The 15,736-nt window shown below is 63.8% G+C and carries 17 protein-coding genes and 2 pseudogenes; 7 read left to right on the top strand and 12 right to left on the bottom strand.

Features of this window, described 5'->3' with window-relative positions; all coding sequences use genetic code 11:
- The first annotated feature begins 48 nt into the window (after window positions 1-48).
- Together purS and purQ are read left to right on the top strand one after the other, a co-directional pair.
- Complete coding sequence (gene purS / locus H9L15_RS04240; RefSeq protein WP_187715279.1) at window positions 49-291, top strand: phosphoribosylformylglycinamidine synthase subunit PurS; 243 nt, start codon at window positions 49-51, stop codon at window positions 289-291.
- Window positions 288-956 carry a phosphoribosylformylglycinamidine synthase subunit PurQ gene (gene purQ, locus H9L15_RS04235; RefSeq protein ID WP_187715278.1) on the top strand — a complete coding sequence of 223 codons (669 nt, stop codon included), beginning with the start codon at window positions 288-290 and terminating at the stop codon, window positions 954-956. The genes purS and purQ overlap by 4 nt, the downstream gene beginning before the upstream one ends.
- On the opposite strand, the gene H9L15_RS04230 is transcribed toward purQ, so the two are convergent.
- Window positions 957-1,310, bottom strand: coding sequence for a hypothetical protein (locus H9L15_RS04230; protein ID WP_187715277.1), 354 nt, complete (start codon window positions 1,308-1,310; stop codon window positions 957-959).
- A 213-nt stretch (window positions 1,311-1,523) separates the two neighbouring features.
- A complete protein-coding gene (locus H9L15_RS04225) occupies window positions 1,524-2,690 on the bottom strand; it encodes a serine hydrolase domain-containing protein (RefSeq protein ID WP_187715276.1) in 1,167 nt (388 codons plus the stop codon).
- A gap of 81 nt (window positions 2,691-2,771) precedes the next feature.
- Here H9L15_RS04225 and H9L15_RS04220 point away from each other — a divergent pair, with 81 nt between their 5' ends.
- On the top strand, window positions 2,772-3,029 hold the full coding sequence (locus H9L15_RS04220) for a hypothetical protein (protein ID WP_187715275.1): 258 nt from the start codon (window positions 2,772-2,774) through the stop codon (window positions 3,027-3,029).
- A gap of 3 nt (window positions 3,030-3,032) precedes the next feature.
- Here H9L15_RS04220 and H9L15_RS04215 read toward each other — a convergent pair whose 3' ends face one another.
- From H9L15_RS04215 to H9L15_RS04195, 5 genes are read right to left on the bottom strand one after another with little or no spacing between them, the layout of a single operon-like run.
- Entirely contained in the window at window positions 3,033-3,929 is an 897-nt protein-coding gene (locus H9L15_RS04215; protein ID WP_187715274.1) for a diacylglycerol/lipid kinase family protein, read from the bottom strand.
- 15 nt (window positions 3,930-3,944) lie between these two features.
- Window positions 3,945-4,337: a VOC family protein gene (locus H9L15_RS04210; protein WP_187715273.1), complete on the bottom strand. Its 393-nt coding sequence runs from the start codon at window positions 4,335-4,337 to the stop codon at window positions 3,945-3,947.
- The gene (locus tag H9L15_RS04205; RefSeq protein ID WP_187715272.1) at window positions 4,334-4,840 is read right to left on the bottom strand and encodes a DUF3617 domain-containing protein; all 507 of its coding nucleotides are present in this window, start codon (window positions 4,838-4,840) and stop codon (window positions 4,334-4,336) included. The genes H9L15_RS04210 and H9L15_RS04205 overlap by 4 nt, the downstream gene beginning before the upstream one ends.
- A 26-nt stretch (window positions 4,841-4,866) precedes the next feature.
- Window positions 4,867-5,196, bottom strand: coding sequence for a DUF3617 domain-containing protein (locus H9L15_RS04200; protein WP_187715271.1), 330 nt, complete (start codon window positions 5,194-5,196; stop codon window positions 4,867-4,869).
- Window positions 5,193-5,411: a hypothetical protein gene (locus H9L15_RS04195; RefSeq protein WP_187715270.1), complete on the bottom strand. Its 219-nt coding sequence runs from the start codon at window positions 5,409-5,411 to the stop codon at window positions 5,193-5,195. Before H9L15_RS04195 ends, H9L15_RS04200 begins: the two co-directional genes overlap by 4 nt.
- Window positions 5,412-5,543: 132 nt before the next feature.
- Here H9L15_RS04195 and uvrB point away from each other — a divergent pair.
- Both uvrB and H9L15_RS04185 read left to right on the top strand, forming a co-directional pair.
- Window positions 5,544-7,738 (top strand): annotated as a pseudogene (gene uvrB / locus H9L15_RS04190) (excinuclease ABC subunit UvrB).
- Window positions 7,739-7,827: 89 nt separating this feature from the next.
- On the top strand, window positions 7,828-9,105 hold the full coding sequence (locus H9L15_RS04185) for a L,D-transpeptidase family protein (RefSeq protein WP_187715269.1): 1,278 nt from the start codon (window positions 7,828-7,830) through the stop codon (window positions 9,103-9,105).
- A 31-nt stretch (window positions 9,106-9,136) separates the two neighbouring features.
- Here H9L15_RS04185 and H9L15_RS04180 read toward each other — a convergent pair whose 3' ends face one another.
- The 3 genes from H9L15_RS04180 to H9L15_RS04170 form a co-directional block, all read right to left on the bottom strand.
- Window positions 9,137-9,295, bottom strand: a complete 159-nt coding sequence (locus tag H9L15_RS04180; RefSeq protein ID WP_187715268.1) for a hypothetical protein — start codon at window positions 9,293-9,295, stop codon at window positions 9,137-9,139.
- The gene (locus H9L15_RS04175; RefSeq protein ID WP_187715267.1) at window positions 9,292-9,594 is read right to left on the bottom strand and encodes a hypothetical protein; all 303 of its coding nucleotides are present in this window, start codon (window positions 9,592-9,594) and stop codon (window positions 9,292-9,294) included. Before H9L15_RS04175 ends, H9L15_RS04180 begins: the two co-directional genes overlap by 4 nt.
- Window positions 9,595-9,739: 145 nt before the next feature.
- Window positions 9,740-11,575, bottom strand: a complete 1,836-nt coding sequence (locus H9L15_RS04170) for an autotransporter domain-containing protein (RefSeq protein ID WP_187715266.1) — start codon at window positions 11,573-11,575, stop codon at window positions 9,740-9,742.
- A gap of 208 nt (window positions 11,576-11,783) precedes the next feature.
- Here H9L15_RS04170 and H9L15_RS04165 point away from each other — a divergent pair, with 208 nt between their 5' ends.
- Window positions 11,784-13,079 (top strand): L,D-transpeptidase family protein, encoded by a 1,296-nt coding sequence (locus H9L15_RS04165; protein WP_187715265.1) that lies wholly within the window; start codon window positions 11,784-11,786, stop codon window positions 13,077-13,079.
- A gap of 158 nt (window positions 13,080-13,237) precedes the next feature.
- On the opposite strand, the gene H9L15_RS04160 is transcribed toward H9L15_RS04165, so the two are convergent.
- Window positions 13,238-13,669 (bottom strand): hypothetical protein, encoded by a 432-nt coding sequence (locus H9L15_RS04160; protein WP_187715264.1) that lies wholly within the window; start codon window positions 13,667-13,669, stop codon window positions 13,238-13,240.
- Between the two features lie 87 nt (window positions 13,670-13,756).
- Window positions 13,757-15,057 (bottom strand): annotated as a pseudogene (locus H9L15_RS04155) (M20/M25/M40 family metallo-hydrolase).
- Window positions 15,058-15,168: 111 nt separating this feature from the next.
- On the opposite strand from H9L15_RS04155, the gene H9L15_RS04150 reads away from it, so the two are divergent.
- Window positions 15,169-15,735, top strand: coding sequence for a glycoside hydrolase family 108 protein (locus tag H9L15_RS04150; RefSeq protein WP_187715263.1), 567 nt, complete (start codon window positions 15,169-15,171; stop codon window positions 15,733-15,735).
- The last annotated feature ends 1 nt before the right edge of the window (window position 15,736 follow it).

The raw sequence follows: 15,736 nt of genomic DNA, 5'->3' as shown, positions 1-15,736 counted from the left end.
GCCTGAGGCAAAGGGGCTGCGAAACTCTTCGTACAGCACAGGGCAGTCATGAAAGCGCGCGTCTTCGTCACTTTGAAGCCCGGCGTCCTCGACCCGCAGGGCAAGGCCATCCATCATGCACTGGAGGGACTCGGCTTCTCCGGAGTGGAGGATGTTCGCGCTGGCAAGCTGATCGAGCTCAGCCTCGCCGACGGCACGCCGGACGCCGACATCGAAGAAATGTGCCGCAAGCTCCTCGCCAATACGGTCATCGAGAATTTCCGCATCGAGCGGCTGGAGACTGCCGCGTGAAAAGCGCGGTCATCGTTTTTCCCGGATCGAATTGCGACCGCGACCTCGCTGTTGCCATCGAGCAGGTGACCGGCCGCGCGCCGGCGATGGTCTGGCACCGCGAGACCGAGCTTCCCGACGGAACCGATTTCATCGCTCTTCCCGGTGGCTTCTCCTACGGCGATTACCTTCGATCCGGAGCGATGGCGGCGCGGTCCCCGATCATGCGCGCAGTTGCCGATGCGGCCGGGCGCGGCGTTCCGCTGCTTGGCGTATGCAACGGCTTCCAGGTGCTGACCGAAACCGGGCTCCTGCCGGGCGCCCTGATGCGCAACGCGGGCCTCAACTTCGTCTGCCGGCCGGTGCCGCTCAAGGTCGAGAACAGCCAGAGCCTTTTCACTTCGCAATATGATGCGGGAGAGGACATCGTCATTCCCGTCGCCCATCACGACGGCAACTTCCAGGCGGACGCCGAAACGCTCGACCGGCTGGAAGGGGAGGGCCGCGTGGCCTTCCGCTACCTCGATGAAGTAAACGGTTCGGCGCGGGGCATCGCCGGGATCCTCAACGATTCCGGAAACGTGCTGGGCATGATGCCGCATCCGGAGCGTGCGCTCGAGAAAGCGCACGGAAATACGGATGGACGGCGCTTGTTCGAGGGCCTGCTGGAGACCGTCGCGGCCTGATCAGGTCCTGCGCTTGACCGGGAGCTGGTGACAGCCCGCTTCGCCCGGCGGCAGCATGCACATGAAGAGCCGGTCCGGTCCGTCGCGGTCGACGACCACCATCCGCTGCTCAAGCGTTTCCGGGTTGGTGAAAACGACGATGGTTGCTGCCTGAGCGGGCTGAGCTGCCGCTGCGCCGACAAGTGCCGCGAATACAACCAATGCCCGACGCATCTCGTTGCCCCGATTTACCCCGCCCGGGATCAGCCCGAGCTGTTGAACGGGAAATGAATGGAGCCTTTTTCCGGCCAACGCAATGACTTGCGGACCGGCGCGGCGGACCACTGCCCAGACGGTCGCGGTTGGACCAGCCATCTTGCCGCTTTCGGGGTAAGAGTCGCCGACGATCGGCTGCCCGGCTTGAGGCCGAATGCGTTCGACGATCGTGACCGCCGCGTTATCGCGGCGTCAAATCGCCGCTTCGCGATGGGATTTCAGCATATTTGCAGCGCAGCCGGTTCAAATCCTTGGTTCGGCTTCGTCGATTGCTGCACGCGTTGCCGGTGCCAAGCAACCCGAGGCTTCGCTTCATCGCGGCCTCTTCCGCTGCGCGAAAGGCGCTCGCCCGCGCGGCGGGTCATCGGACAAGCCCGACACGAAATAGGCGACTCCGGTCCCATTGAGCCGATCGATCCAGAGTCCTGACCGGAGCCCGTAGGCGTCACCCGCGTGGCCGCTTCGAACGATGCCGTCCGCCGCCGGATCGTCGTGGCAACCGCGCATCGCGGACGGGATCTGCTGCGTCGCCAGCCCATAGGTGCAGTAAAAACCATGGTCGGTGTCGCCATTACGCCCGTCGAAGACCCACGCCGGCGCCAGCATCAGCTCGACGGACTTCGGCGTGAGCAATCGAACGCCGTCGATTGTCCCACCGCCCAGCAGCATGCGACCGACGCGGGCGAGGTCGCGCATCGAGATCCGCAGGCCGCCCTGTGGGGCATAAAGTGCGCCATTATCACCCAGATGCCACCGCCCGAGGTCACACGGGCCATCCTCGACGTAGACCGGACAATCGGGCTGCTCGCCGCCAAGGTCGTCCTTCACGGGCTTGCCTGCTTGGGTGAGGACGACCGCGCGCGCGACTTTCGCATCACTGCAGGTCGGCCAGTTGTAGCAGGCGTCCAGCTTCATCGGCTGCAGCACCTCGCGGCGCATCCACAGGTCGAAGCGCTCGCCGGTGACGCGCTCGACGATCGAGGCGACGATGGGAAAGTTGAGGTTGGAATACGTGAAATAGCCGGCGCCGGGACCGTGCTTGCGATCCCAGCTGGACGGTTCGGCCATTACCGACTGAACGGACGTTCCTAGCGGGATGGCGTATTGGTCATGGAAGTCGCGCACGGAGCTTGTGTGGGAGAGCAGCAGGCGCAGAGTGATCGGCCGGTCCGGATATGCCGGATTGCGAAGCGACCATCCAAGCCATGTTGAAACATCGATGTCGAGGTCGAGTTTTTCCTGCTCGACGAGCTTCATCACTCCAATCGAGACGACCAGCTTGCTGATCGAAGCGACGCGCACCGGATCGTCGGCCGTGACCGCGCGGCTTGTGGCCGGATCGGCGAAGCCGTCGGCAAAGGAACCGACCTCGCCGGTGCGGTCGAACGCGACGCCAACCTGCGAAACGGACACTTCCGGCGCGGGTGGCACGGTCGTGCACGCGGTCAGCGCCAAGCAAGCCAGTGCGATGCCCCTCATTTCGGCAGACTGTCGCATTCAGGCTGCCAGAAGCAAGCTCATCCGGTTGACTCGATGCGTGGTCACGGGGATTCTGGCGGCATGTTGGCGACTTTGCTGTTCATCGCTGCGGCGGCCGCCGCCCAGGACACTCAGCCGATCGTGGTCGAGGGCGCGAAGCCTGCGGAAGAGAAGAAGGTGTGCCGCACCGTGCGCGAGACCGGCAGCCGGCGGGTCAAGCAAGTTTGCAGGACCGCCGCGGAGCAGCGCCAGGACGATATCGACGCCAGGAACAAGATTGGCATGGGCAATCGCACCAATCGCCCGACCGAGACCTTCAAGTCACCGACCGGCCAGTAGGACTTACGGCGCGATGACGTTGAGCGCCCGCTTTCGCACCCGGTAATCCAGTGGCGGGGCGACCATTGCGACCTCGCCGTCCATCGACACTGCCAGATGGCTGCGACGACTTGCGACGCGGAGCCTCTCGACATGCTCCAGCCGGACCATGTCGTCGTCGCGAGTCCGGTTGAGCAATGCGCGAATGCTGGCGGCAATGAGTCCGCGCCGCGTTTTCTTGCGCATCACGAACACGCTCAGCTGGCCATCTTCCAGGCTGTCCCTCCGTCCGGGCGCGCCGAGGTCGAGCCGATAGTCGTTGTTCCCGACGAACAGCAAAGGCGTGTCAATTTGCGCCTCCTCGTCGTTGATCGTCAGGGTCAGGCGGCGGTGCCGGAATCGTGCCAGCGTTCGAGCGCTGGCGACCAGCATCGCCAGCCTCTTGCTGCGGCCGAGCTTCTTCTGCTGCATCTCGCGGTCGAGAACCATCAGCGGATAGAGGCCGATCGCGCTGTTGTTGATGAACACATGGCCGTTGACCTCCGCAACGTCGATCCCGCGAGACTTTCCCGTCGCGATCAGCGCAGCGGCCTCTTCGAGGGTATTGGGGATACCGAGGTCGCGCGCAAAATGGTTGAGCGTCCCTAGCGGCAGGATCCCCAGCTTCGACTTGGTCCCCGCCAGGAATTGAGCGACGGCGCTGATCGTCCCGTCGCCGCCGCCGGCCACGACGACCTGCGCTCCCGCCTCGACGGCCTTGCGAGACGCCTCCGCGATATCGGCTCCGTCGATGACCTGCACATCCGCTTCGACGCCAGCCTTCGCCAGCGCGTGCGCAACGTCAGCGCCTTCCGATTGCCCACGGTCGGCTGGTCCGCTGCCGCGGTTGATGAGGACAGGGACTTTGCCGGTGCGGGTCATTCCCCGCACAATGCCTCAATCGGCAGGACCGATCCGAAAGGCGCAAAGCTTGTTCCCGTCGAGGTCGCGGAAATAGGCCCCGTAGAAGGCCTGCTCGCCTTCCTCACCGCGCACGCCCGGTGCGCCTTCGTCGGTGGCGCCCAGGTCCATCGCCTTGGCATAAAGCGCATCGACCTTGGCCCGAGTGTCGCACGCGATCGCGGTCATGTTGCCGTTGCCGCATTCGGCGGAATTGCCATTGAAAGGCTTGCAGACGGCGAAGCCGGGCTTGCCCATCCCGGTGCCGTACATCGTGAAATTGTCGCCGAACTCGAGCATTCGTCCGGCTCCGAGGGTCGGCATCAGCGCGTCGTAAAAACCCCGCGCCTTCTCCAGATCGTTGGACCCAACCGTGACATAGCCGATCATGCTGCTTTCTCCGGTTTGACCGGAGCGCATTCGCCCACCCGCTTGACCTCGAACTTGCGCGACATGGCGTAATCCCCTGTGCCGGCGAGGTAGGTCGTGGTGCTGACGTCTGCGTCGATCGAATCACCGGCGAAGGTCCCGCTTACCGACTCACGAACTTCGCCTGCCTGGCCCTTTCGTGCGCAGGTCAGTTCCATGCCGATCCGCCCATTGCGAACGTAGGGATTGGCGATCGTGCACTTGTCCTCGCCTTCCGCGAACAAGGCGGCATCGATCGACCCGTCGGCGGCAACGCACCCTGTGGCGGGGCCCGTGGCGTCCTGCTTGAGCTTGGTGGCTGGAGTCGTCCTGTCCACCGAGCGGATGGAATCGACCTTCCACGTTCCCTCATACTGCCCGGCAGCAAGAACCTTGGGCGCTTCCACCGGCTTCTGGGCCGGAGCCTGCTCGTTGCACGCGGAAACCATCAAGGCCGCGGTCGCGGCGATAAGCACTCTCTGCATTGGTCTCTCCCCCTTTGCTGTGAACGTCAGCCCTTGCTTCCCTCGCAATCCCCGACGCGCTTGGCATCGACGGTCATCTTCATGTTCATCGTTTCCATCGGGCTGCTGCCCTTCGACGCGACGGACATGGCCATTTGATAGCTGTTGGGTTCGTAGGTCCCGGTCATCTGCATGGTCTGGGTCGCGTCCGGTCGAGCGCAAACCAGCTTCATGTCGATCTTTCCGTCACCCCAATTGAAATGTTCGTAGCGGCAGCTCTTGTCCGCTCCGGTGAAGAAGTCTTCCTTGGGGTGCTTGGCCTGCTCGGCCGTCAGGCAGGTCTCGTGGGTTTGAGTCGTGCCGATCGCCTTCTTCATCGCCTCGGCGACCTGAGGGGCATGCCCGGCGCTTCCATCGACACCAACGAAGCGTTCTGCTGCCACTTGCCCGGGCTGACGAAGCCGGTGTCCCCATTCTTCTTCGCCATTTCCTTGGCGACGTCGCTGGCCGACGCGTTTTCCATGTCCACTTTATTGCCGGACCCGCACGCCGAAACGAGCGCAGCCAGTCCAATCCAAATCAGTCGATTCATCACAGCCCCTGTGAGCGCCCCAGGCGCGTCGTGGACGCACACTATTCCGAAAAGCGGAACATGAAAATCGGCGTTTGCAAGGGGCCCGTTCACAGGTTGTTCCCGCCACCTCCGCTGACCATATAGACGGCGATGGCGATTCAGATCCGCACCACACTGGCCGAGCCGGAAACGGGCGAGGCGTTCGTTCCGCACAAGCCCGCACGGCCGGAGAAGGCGGAGGGCGGGAAGCGATTCCGAATCAAGTCCGATTTCGAGCCGTCGGGCGACCAGCCGCTGGCGATCAAGGAACTGACGGAGGCTGCGAGCGAAGGCGAGCGGAGCCAGGTGCTGCTGGGCGTCACCGGCTCGGGCAAGACGTTCACGATGGCGAAGGTCATCGAAACGCTTCAACGGCCGGCACTGATCATCGCTCCGAACAAGATTCTCGCGGCCCAGCTCTACGGCGAGTTCAAAAGTTTTTTCCCCGACAATGCGGTCGAATATTTCGTCAGCTACTACGATTATTACCAGCCCGAGGCCTACGTCCCACGCACCGACACCTACATCGAGAAGGAAAGCTCGGTGAACGAGGCGATCGACCGCATGCGCCACTCGGCGACGCGGTCGCTGCTGGAGCGCGACGACGTGATCATCGTTGCGTCGGTTTCGTGCCTGTATGGCATCGGCTCGGTCGAAACTTATTCGGCCATGACCTTCAGCCTGAAGAAGGGCAGCAGCGAGGACCAGCGCGAAATCATCCGCAAGCTCGTCGCGCTGCAGTACAAGCGCAACGACCAGGCCTTCGCCCGCGGCAATTTCCGCGTACGCGGCGACAATCTGGAAATCTTCCCGTCGCACTATGAGGACACCGCGTGGCGCGTGTCCTTCTTCGGCGACGAGATTGAGGACATCGTCGAGTTCGACCCGCTGACCGGCCAAAAGGCAGCCAGCCTCGACAGCGTGAAGGTCTATGCCAACTCGCACTACGTGACGCCCGGCCCGACGCTCAAGCAGGCGATGGGCGCGATCAAGCACGAGATGGAAGAAAGGCTGAAGGAGCTGGTCGCCGAAGGTCGGCTGCTGGAGGCGCAGCGGCTTGAGCAGCGCACCAACTTCGACCTGGAAATGATTGCCGCGACGGGCTCATGCGCGGGCATCGAGAATTACTCGCGCTTCCTCACCGGTCGCCTTCCTGGCGAGCCGCCGCCGACCCTGTTCGAATATCTCCCGGACAACGCTTTGCTGTTCATCGACGAGAGCCACCAGACCGTGCCGCAGATCGGCGCGATGGCGCGAGGCGACCATCGGCGGAAGATCACGCTCGCGGAATACGGCTTCCGGCTGCCGAGCTGCATCGACAACCGGCCGCTGCGCTTCAACGAATGGGACGCGATGCGCCCGCAGACGACCTTCGTCTCGGCAACTCCCGGTCCGTGGGAAATGAACGAGACGGCGGCGTATTCAGCGAGCAGGTGATCCGTCCAACGGGGCTCATCGACCCGCCGGTCGAGATCAAGCCGGTGGAGGACCAGGTCGACGACCTCGTTCACGAGGCGAAGGAAACCGCCCGGAAGGGTTATCGCACTTTGGTCACGACGCTGACGAAGCGCATGGCGGAGGACCTGACCGAGTACCTCCACGAGGCCGGACTGCGCGTCCGCTACATGCACTCAGACGTCGAGACGCTGGAGCGCATCGAGCTGATCCGCGAGTTGCGGCTCGGCGTCTATGACGTGCTCGTCGGCATCAACCTCCTGCGCGAGGGCCTCGACATTCCGGAATGCGGGCTGGTCGCGATCCTCGACGCGGACAAGGAAGGCTTCCTGCGGTCCGAAACGTCGCTGATCCAGACCATCGGCCGCGCCGCCCGCAACGTCGACGGCCGCGTCATCCTCTACGCCGACACCAAGACCGGATCGATCGAACGCGCGCTTGCCGAAACCGACCGCCGGCGGGAGAAACAGCTTGAGTACAACAGGCTCCACGGCATCACGCCGGAGAGCATCAAGCGTCAGATCAGCGACATCATTGCGCACGTCTCGACACGTGACGGCGTCGTAGTCGACACCGGCGACGACGAGCGACCGCACCTGGTCGGCCACAATCTCAAGGCCTATATCGCCGATCTCGAACAACGCATGCGCACGGCCGCGGCTGACCTCGAGTTCGAAGAAGCCGGCCGCCTCCGCGACGAAATCCGCCGACTGGAGGAAGACGACCTCGGCATTCCCCACGACCAGCGCGTAGCTCCGCGGCCGTCCGGCAATTCGAGCGAAGGAAAGCCGGGAACGCGAAAGGGCCGCTTCGGCAAGCAGTCTCGCACGCGTTTCGGTGGTCGCCGCTAGTTGGTTCAGCTAAGCGAAACCGAAACGACTGCAGTGAGTTGAACTTGAAACTGGCTCGGGGAATGCGCCGCGAAAGCGGCGCAAAATGTATGCGCAACACGCTTGCTTTGATCATCGGTGCGGCTGCCGTCCTGGGCACTGCACCCGCTATGGCGGCTCCCCGCGGCGACGAGCCCGTCGCAGTGCCGCGCGCGATCAAGCAGGGCATCGACTTCGTCTACGTCGATCCGGACATGAGCAATGTCGCGAGGCGCCACCAGCGGCCGCAGAATTGGCTGCAGCGACTGTTCAGCATGGATTTCTCCGCCGGCAGGTCCGGCGCTCCGAATGTCCTGTTCGGTCAGCTTGGGCGCGGATTGCAGCAGTATCAGGCGACATATGGCCGCCTTCCGCAGATCAAGATCCCGGCCGGCCCGGTACTGAAGCGTGGCTCGACTGGCAAAAGGGTTCAGCTGCTTCGCCAGCGGCTCGGGCTCTACCCTCAGGGCGGTTATGACGATCAGCTCTTCCAGGCCGTCGCGAGCTATCAGACTGTGCACGGAATTGGTCCCGCGGACGGCATTGCCGGCAAGGGAACGATCGCTTCGCTCAACCGCGGCTCGCGCTATTACGAGCAGCGGATTGCCATCAACATGGAGCGTGCATTCCGGCTTCCATCCGTCCGCACGTTCAACCGCTACGTCGTCGTCGATTCCGGCTCAGCCGAAGCTTACCTTTTCGATCGCGACCGCGTCGTCGACGGCATGAAGGTCGTCGTCGGCGCGCCGAAGACGAAGACGCCGATGATCGCGGTGATCATGCGCAATGCGAAGGCCAATCCTTACTGGAACGTGCCGCCCGAGCTGGTTCGCAGCCTGACCGCAAAGAAGGTCCAGGAGATGGGCCTCTCCTACTTCAAGAGCTTCCATTACGAAGTGCTGCGCGACTGGGGTCCCAACGCTCCCGTGATCGATCCGAAGACGGTCAACTGGAAGGCGATCGCGTCGGGCAAGCAGGAGCCGACAATCCACGTCCGGCAGCTTCCTGGTCCGTGGAATTCCATGCGCAACATGAAGTTCGAAATGCCCAACGATTACGGCATCTACCTTCACGATACACCGCATGACGAACTGTTCGCGAAGAATGACCGCTGGCTCAGCAACGGGTGCGTGCGTCTGCAGGACTATCGCCGCTTCGCGACCTGGGTGTTCGGCCGTGTCCCTCAGCCGTCAACGCAGTACGAGCAGACCTTCCCGTTGCCGCGGCCGGTGCCGATCTACCTGACTTATCTGACTGTCGCGCCGAGCAACAATGGCGTCGTCTTTCGTCCCGACCCTTACGGCTGGGATGCGCTCGCGATGTCGCAGATGTTCGCAGGCAAGGCGTAGAACGGGTGGCGCCGCGAGCGCCACCCGAACATCAGTGCGACAAAAGTCCTTTGCGTTCGGCGGCGCGCGCATAGGCAAATTGCGCGAGCCCCAGAATGACGATGATCAGAGGCATGTACTTCATCGGCCCGGCGGCTTCGCTGCCCGGCATCGGTGGTCCGAAGAACATGTAGCCGAAACTCAGGATCATTCCCGCAATCGAAACCCCGAAAGCCCAAACGGCGGCTCGCTTGCGCAGCAATAGGGCAATCGACCCGACCAGGGCCCCCAGACCCCAAAACCCCAGCCAAGCTGAGCGTAAAGAGGCATGCCGTCGATGTAGGCCAGCATCGCTGCCGGATCGACGCCAGGCGGCGACATGCCGGCAAGATAATCCATGTTCCGCATTCGGGTCATCGAATAGTCGTAAGCTCCGAAGCTGTTCCACAGCAGAGACAGAACTCCGACGACCCACAAATGCATGGGCGTGCGCAATGGTGCAGTAGCCACGATGTCCCTCCCCAAGTCACGGCGCTCGGGTTTGCGCCGCTTCCAGACGCGCACAGGGCAGGTGCGGGCGCTCGCCCGCGCCACCGGACGCGATGAGGCTCCTCATCGCGCGCGAAGTCAAGTTGGGTGGAGCTAAGCCGCGGGACTAGAAGCCGAAGTTGAACCCGACGTGGCCGGACACCTCATTGCCGTTGTCGCGGCTGACCGTCGTCGACAGAACGGCGTTGATCGTGACGTTGTCGACGATCTCCGCCGTGCCGCCGCCCGAGATCCGGCCGTAGATGCCGTCCGGCCGATCGCCGAGGTTCCAGCTATTGATGATTCCCGGTGAGCTCGTCTGCGAGAACAGCATCGTGCGCGAACCGTTCGACAGCTCCTTCTCAAGCATTCCGGTCAGATAGGGCCGAACCGAAAGGTCTGAAGTGTCGAAGTCGCCGCGAAGCTCGAGGCCGAGACCGCCGACCAGCGACTTGGCGGACGTCGAGTCCACGTTCAGCGTCAGCGCCGGATCGCCCGTTTCGGTGTAGCCGTCGACCTTTGCCTTGGCGTAGTCGATCGCGACCACCGGGCCGGCGCGCATCACGCCGAGCGGCATCAGGTAGCCGGCCTTGGCGCCGGCGGTCCAATGGCTGCCGTCGGCCTTGGCCCGCATGTTCTGAACCACACCCTGCCGCCGGATGTCGTGACTGTCCCAGCCGTAACCAAGATGACCCTGAGCGAAGGCGCCGCCAATGGCGAACCCGCCAAAGCCGCCAAGCTGCCAGCTGTCGGTGTCGGTCCGCGCAGTATCGCCAATGAACCTGGCGCGCGGGCGCGTGTAATTCCCGGCAACGCCGACCACTCCCGTTCCGAACCCGTAGGTTGCGCCGACCGTCACGCCCACGCCGTCGATGTCGTAGGGGTCATTCGCGGTGCTGATCGGGACGTCGTGCGAGAACGTATCGCCGACGATGAACAGCTTCATGCCCTCCGACACATCGCCGTCGCGTGGTGATCCGAGGTCGACGCGGCTCGACAGCGTCCGGCCAAACTGGCGCGAAGTATCGAGCGCGAGTTCGCCCTGAGCGCCCAGGGTGAGCGGCGCCTGCAATTGCGTGGCGATATACTGGCCGACCACGCGGAAGCCCGCCGACGTCAGGTGAAGTTGATCGACGTAGAACAGGAACTGGTTGGCGTAGGCGCTATCGGTCACGCACTGCGGCGCCGGCGTGCAGGCGCCCGTGTTGGTGAAACCGTAGGCGGCCGGATTGGCGATGATGTTCTGCCCGACCAGAGTGAGGTCGAGGTAGTGGACCATCACACCGTTGGCGGCATAGCCAGCGAGCACGCTCTGCATCTGCGTGTTGAATGTGGTCGAATAGGCATTGCGGATCGCCTGCGCGGTCGGATTGTTGGCGATCTCCGGCAGGATGGAGGTGTTTCCGGCCAGGAAGCTGATGTTCTGCGCGCCAGCGCCCACCAGTGCATCGAGCCCGACCTGCGCGAAGGCCGCCGATCCGAGCGCGGCAGTGGGCGCGCCGGCCAGTGTGCCACCTTGCTGCTGGTAGAAGCGGGCATCGTTGCCGCCGATTGAGACCGTCACCAGGTCGTTGGCATCGAAGCTGCCCGAAACCGTCGGGAATGGTCCGCCGCCGCCGCCCAGGAATGCATTCCATTCCGTGACGAAACCCGGGATGCCGGGGCCGTTGGTGTTGGTGTTGTCGGTCAGCGCTCCGCCGATCGCGAAATTGTCGACCGGGATGTTCAGCAGCTGCGACAAGGTGTCGATATAGTTGGTCCCGCCCGAAAAGCGGCCGGTCGGATAAACCTGCGGCGCCGGGTTGAAGCCAATGATCTGGAACAGGTTGCCGTCGTCGGCATAACTATCGCCGAACGCAGTGATGGAATCGACGTGTTGCGCCATCGCAGGCGTGGCGGTCAGGGTTGCGGCAAGCGCGCTCGCGCACAGAAGTGAACGGCCAAAGGTCCGGCGTGTCGTCATGATTTCCCTCCCCGCGGTCCGTCTCTCTCCTCGGCCGCAACCGTCGGAATACAACCGTGTATTTCGGTCCAAGACAAGTGCCGGAAGGCCACAGCTAAGCATTGATCGCTTCATCGCTGGAACCCCACTCTTCAACGCCTGTTGCACGCAGGATTCTGGAGCCGTTCATTTTGCGCTACTATGAGTGCGAGCGGTGGAAGGGGTGAAAATGCGTCGTCTGGTCCTGGTCCTCGCGGGCCTTAGCTTGCCTGCCTCGGCGCTTGCCGCCGCGCAGCAGCCGATCGAGCCGATCGACGTGCCGCCGAGCATCGAGCAGGGCCTCGACATGGTCTACATCGACCGTGAGATCGCGCCCACGATCGAGCAACGCGACGAACAGCAGCAGGCTCAGGGTCTCGACGATTTCAAGGTCGCGCCGGTCGACATGTTCTCGCCGGTGCACCCGCTTTACACCGACCTCCGCCGCGCCCTTGTGCGCTACCAGATGCGCTGGGGCTCGCTGCCGCAGGACCAGGTGTCCGCCGGCCCTACGCTGAAGCTAAACATGACCGGCGACCGGGTCGCGGCACTTCGCCATCGGCTCGGCCTCGCCGACGGAACCAAGTTCGATCCCCCGCTCGCGGCGGCGGTGAAGGAATTCCAGGAAGCGCACGGCATGAAGGGCGACGGCATTGCCGGCGCAGGCACGCTGGCGGCGCTCAACCGTGGCTTCAAGCATTACGAGAGCATCCTGCTCCTCAACCTGGAGCGCGCCCGCCGCCTTCCGCAGACCACCGAGTCCGGCCGCTACGTCCTCGTCGACGCCGGCGCCGCGCGGTTATGGATGTATGAGAATGGCCGCCCGGTCGACAGCATGCGCGTGATCGTCGGCAGCAATGCGACCGAGACGCCGATGATGGCCGCGCTGCTTCGCTTCGTCAGCGTTCACCCGTGGTGGAACACGCCGCCGGAGCTGGCCAAGAAGTCGGTTGCTCCGGGCGTCCTCAAGGAAGGCCTGAAGTACCTCACCGACCGCGATTACCAGGTGCTGTCCGACTGGTCGGACGATGCCGTCGCCGTCGATCCGCAGACGATCGACTGGCAGGCGGTCGCCGACGGCAAGATCACCGCGCGTCTCCGCCGCGGTCCCGGCGAGTGGAATTCGATGGGCGACTACAAGTTCAACATGCCCAACGACTTCGGCATCTACCTCCACGACGTGCCGGGTCATGAGAAAGACCTGTTCAAGGCCGACAACCGCTGGATCTCCAACGGCTGCATCCGCCTGGAAGACGCGCAGCGCCTCGCCAAATGGCTTTTCGGAAAGCCGCTAAAGGCCGACGGATCCAAGACCGAGGTGAACGTCGACCTCCCCGAGCCGGTGCCGGTCTACGTTACCTATCTCACTGCCGAAGCGGGCCCGAGCGGCCCCAAGTTCCGCGCCGACCCGTACAATCGCGACCCAGCGCTGCTGGCTCGCTACTTCGGCGACGGCGACCGCCAGGTCGCGGCGGTCTCGAACTAAGCACCACCGTCATGCTGAACTCGGTTCAGCATCCACGAAAACGGCGCGTCTCGCGAGGAAGCAACGGTGTTCATGGATTCGGACGTCCGTCAGGTTCCTAGAGCCTCCGCCTTGGCGCCAAGGCCGCGCTAGTGGCAGGAGTGGGTGGAAATCGGACGTTAGCGGGTCGCGCGCCACGCCCAGAAAATCACGACAGCAGCGGCCCAGATCGATGCCATGTTCAGGGCTTGCCCACTGAGTTCCAGAAACGGAACTGCGTACTTTGGTCCGTCGGTAGTGACCTGTCGCACGTGGTCCAAGTAGAAATGAACGGCTAGCCAACCCGGAAACAGCCAACCCACAGAGAACGTGCAAACGACTGCCCTGCTTAGCGTTAGGGCCGCTTTGCTCGATTGCTTGCCGCTGACCTGGCGGTAGCCGACGACCACAAATGCCGCACAAATAAGCAACAGGATAGCAAACAGGCGCATAGTGAATGCAGTAATGGCGTCGGTCGTCCACAGCTCGCGACTGCAAAACACGAAAAGCGCCGGTGGCAGGATGACTAGCAGCGCGGCCTGTATGTATCCGTTGCTGAAGTACAGCCGCATGACCGCTCCGGCTTTTGAGAGGGCGGCAAGCTGACATCGAACCCTAAGTTCGGCAATGGGTGGAAACCTGTCACTAGCGCCAAGCGCCTAGCGCTTCTCCTCCGCCAGCCGGCTCATCAGGATCGCCGCGCGCTTTGCCTGCCGCGAGATCGAAGGGATATCGACGCTCTCCCCCGGCGCATGGCTCCCGCGCCGGCAGGCCCGAGTCCGACCAGCCCATCCGTGTCCTGCGCGACGAAACTGATGTCGCCCGCGCCCCGCTCCATCGGGTCCAGCTCGCCCATCGGCTCCAGTTCCAGATCAGCGTTCACGCGGTTGAGCCGCGCCAGCAACGCCCGATTGCCATCCGTCGGCGCCATCGGCGGATAACCCCCGGCATCGAAACTGATCTCGGCCCTGGTGCCGGGAAGCGACTGGCCGACGATCGCCTGCATCTTCGCTTTCGTCCGCGCGATCTGCTCCGACGTGAGTGCGCGAAGGTCGCCGCGCGCAACCGCGGTCGCGGCGATGATGTTGGTCTTGCCCGTCGCGTTCAGCCGGATCCTCCCGGCGTCGAGGTCGGCGCTGGCGCCGCCGCCAACCAGGCCGACGTTGAACGTCAATTTGTCCTCGGGGAGTTCGCGCCGGAACGCATCGATGATCCGCGCCAGCTCGTAGTTGGCGCCGAAATCGGGGTGCATCACCCCGCTCGAATGGCCGGTGCGGCCGGTCACCGTGACGGTCCAGCTGTCGGAGCTGCGACGGGCAATCGAGCCCATGTCCTTGCCCTGCCTTTGCGCCAGCCCTTCGAAATCCATCGCGACGTCGGCCCACTTGCCCGCGTCGATCAACGGCTTGCGGGCGGCCTCGATCGGATCGCCCGCATCTTCCTCGTCGCCGGTCAGGACAACCGTGATGTCGGCAGCTTTCAGCGTTCCTGCCGCCTTCATGGCCCGCAGGGCGGCGATCATGACCGCCATGCCGCCTTTGTCGTCTCCCGCGCCGGGCCCGACGCCGCGGTCACCCTTGCGCTCCCACCTCTGGAACGGCGAGTCCGGCTCGAACACCGTGTCGAGATGCCCGATGAGAAGCATGCGCTTGCCGCGGCCATTGCCCTTGTGTCGCGCAACGATGTGCCCTGCGCGGCCGGTGTTCCTGGCGTCGATCCAGTCGACCTTGAATCCCAGCGGCTCCAACTCGGCGCGAAGCATCTTCGCCACCGCTTCAACGCCAGGGACGTTCTGGCTTCCGCTATTCTGGTTCACCCACGTCTCGAGCATCGACAGCGTCCGCTGCTGTTCGGAATCCACCGTCTGGATCATCGTCTGTTCGGGTGCCGAAAGCCGAGCTGCGGCAGGGGCGGCAAGAAGGATGGCGGTGGCGAAAATCGGCCAGAAACGCGGTGACATGAAAGCAGTTTAGCGGCCTAACCGTCAATCACAACTTGGTTCGTGACTTTCCTACAGTGAACCAAAACGGTTAGCAAAGCGCGACTCGGTAACCAGTTGCGGGAGTAGGGATTGGAAGACGAAAGTTTCGATGTCGACGCGTTGATCGACGGATTGATCGAGCGCGAGGGCGGTTACGTGAACCATCCGGCGGACAAAGGCGGGCCGACGTGCTTCGGCATTACCGAGGCTGTAGCCCGGGCGCACGGATTCGCCGGACCGATGAAAGCCCTTCCGCGCGACGAAGCGACGACGATCTATCGCCGACTGTATTGGCTTCGTCCGCGCTTCGACCAAGTGGCCAGGCGGTCGTCGCGCGTTGCTGGCGAGCATTTCGACACCGGCGTCAACATGGGTCCGGCCGTGGCGACGACATTCCTGCAACGTGCGCTGACTGCGCTCAATCGCAACGCCAAGGATTATGCGGACTTGACGCCAGACGGACGGGTCGGACCGCTCACCCTGCACGCGCTCGACGCCTATCTGCAGACGCGCGGCAAGCGGGGCGGTGAAACCGTGCTCATGCGCGCGCTCGAGGCGCTCCAGGCTGAGCGCTACCTTCGCCTCGCCGAACGCCGACCCGCCAATGAGGCGTTCCTCTACGGCTGGCTGGCGAACCGGATCGGCGCGATCGGCTGAT

The organism is Sphingomonas daechungensis (genome assembly GCF_014489495.1).
Classification (GTDB): domain Bacteria; phylum Pseudomonadota; class Alphaproteobacteria; order Sphingomonadales; family Sphingomonadaceae; genus Sphingomicrobium; species Sphingomicrobium daechungense.
The sequence above is the reverse complement of the archived record's forward strand: the minus strand, read 5'-3'. Positions and strand labels throughout refer to the sequence as shown.

What these genes read in the sequence shown, in the direction of transcription:
- H9L15_RS04215 (WP_187715274.1), bottom strand. Translation starts at nt 3,929, where the DNA reads ATGACCCGCACCGGCAAAGTCCCTGTCCTCATCAACCGCGGCAGCGGA.
- H9L15_RS04160 (WP_187715264.1), bottom strand. Translation starts at nt 13,669, where the DNA reads ATGCGGCTGTACTTCAGCAACGGATACATACAGGCCGCGCTGCTAGTC.
- H9L15_RS04205 (WP_187715272.1), bottom strand. Translation starts at nt 4,840, where the DNA reads ATGCAGAGAGTGCTTATCGCCGCGACCGCGGCCTTGATGGTTTCCGCG.
- H9L15_RS04170 (WP_187715266.1), bottom strand. Translation starts at nt 11,575, where the DNA reads ATGACGACACGCCGGACCTTTGGCCGTTCACTTCTGTGCGCGAGCGCG.
- H9L15_RS04225 (WP_187715276.1), bottom strand. Translation starts at nt 2,690, where the DNA reads ATGAGGGGCATCGCACTGGCTTGCTTGGCGCTGACCGCGTGCACGACC.
- H9L15_RS04180 (WP_187715268.1), bottom strand. Translation starts at nt 9,295, where the DNA reads ATGATCCTGAGTTTCGGCTACATGTTCTTCGGACCACCGATGCCGGGC.
- H9L15_RS04185 (WP_187715269.1), top strand. Translation starts at nt 7,828, where the DNA reads ATGCGCAACACGCTTGCTTTGATCATCGGTGCGGCTGCCGTCCTGGGC.
- H9L15_RS04195 (WP_187715270.1), bottom strand. Translation starts at nt 5,411, where the DNA reads ATGAATCGACTGATTTGGATTGGACTGGCTGCGCTCGTTTCGGCGTGC.
- H9L15_RS04220 (WP_187715275.1), top strand. Translation starts at nt 2,772, where the DNA reads ATGTTGGCGACTTTGCTGTTCATCGCTGCGGCGGCCGCCGCCCAGGAC.
- H9L15_RS04230 (WP_187715277.1), bottom strand. Translation starts at nt 1,310, where the DNA reads ATGGCTGGTCCAACCGCGACCGTCTGGGCAGTGGTCCGCCGCGCCGGT.
- H9L15_RS04165 (WP_187715265.1), top strand. Translation starts at nt 11,784, where the DNA reads ATGCGTCGTCTGGTCCTGGTCCTCGCGGGCCTTAGCTTGCCTGCCTCG.
- H9L15_RS04200 (WP_187715271.1), bottom strand. Translation starts at nt 5,196, where the DNA reads ATGAAGAAGGCGATCGGCACGACTCAAACCCACGAGACCTGCCTGACG.
- H9L15_RS04210 (WP_187715273.1), bottom strand. Translation starts at nt 4,337, where the DNA reads ATGATCGGCTATGTCACGGTTGGGTCCAACGATCTGGAGAAGGCGCGG.
- purS (WP_187715279.1), top strand. Translation starts at nt 49, where the DNA reads ATGAAAGCGCGCGTCTTCGTCACTTTGAAGCCCGGCGTCCTCGACCCG.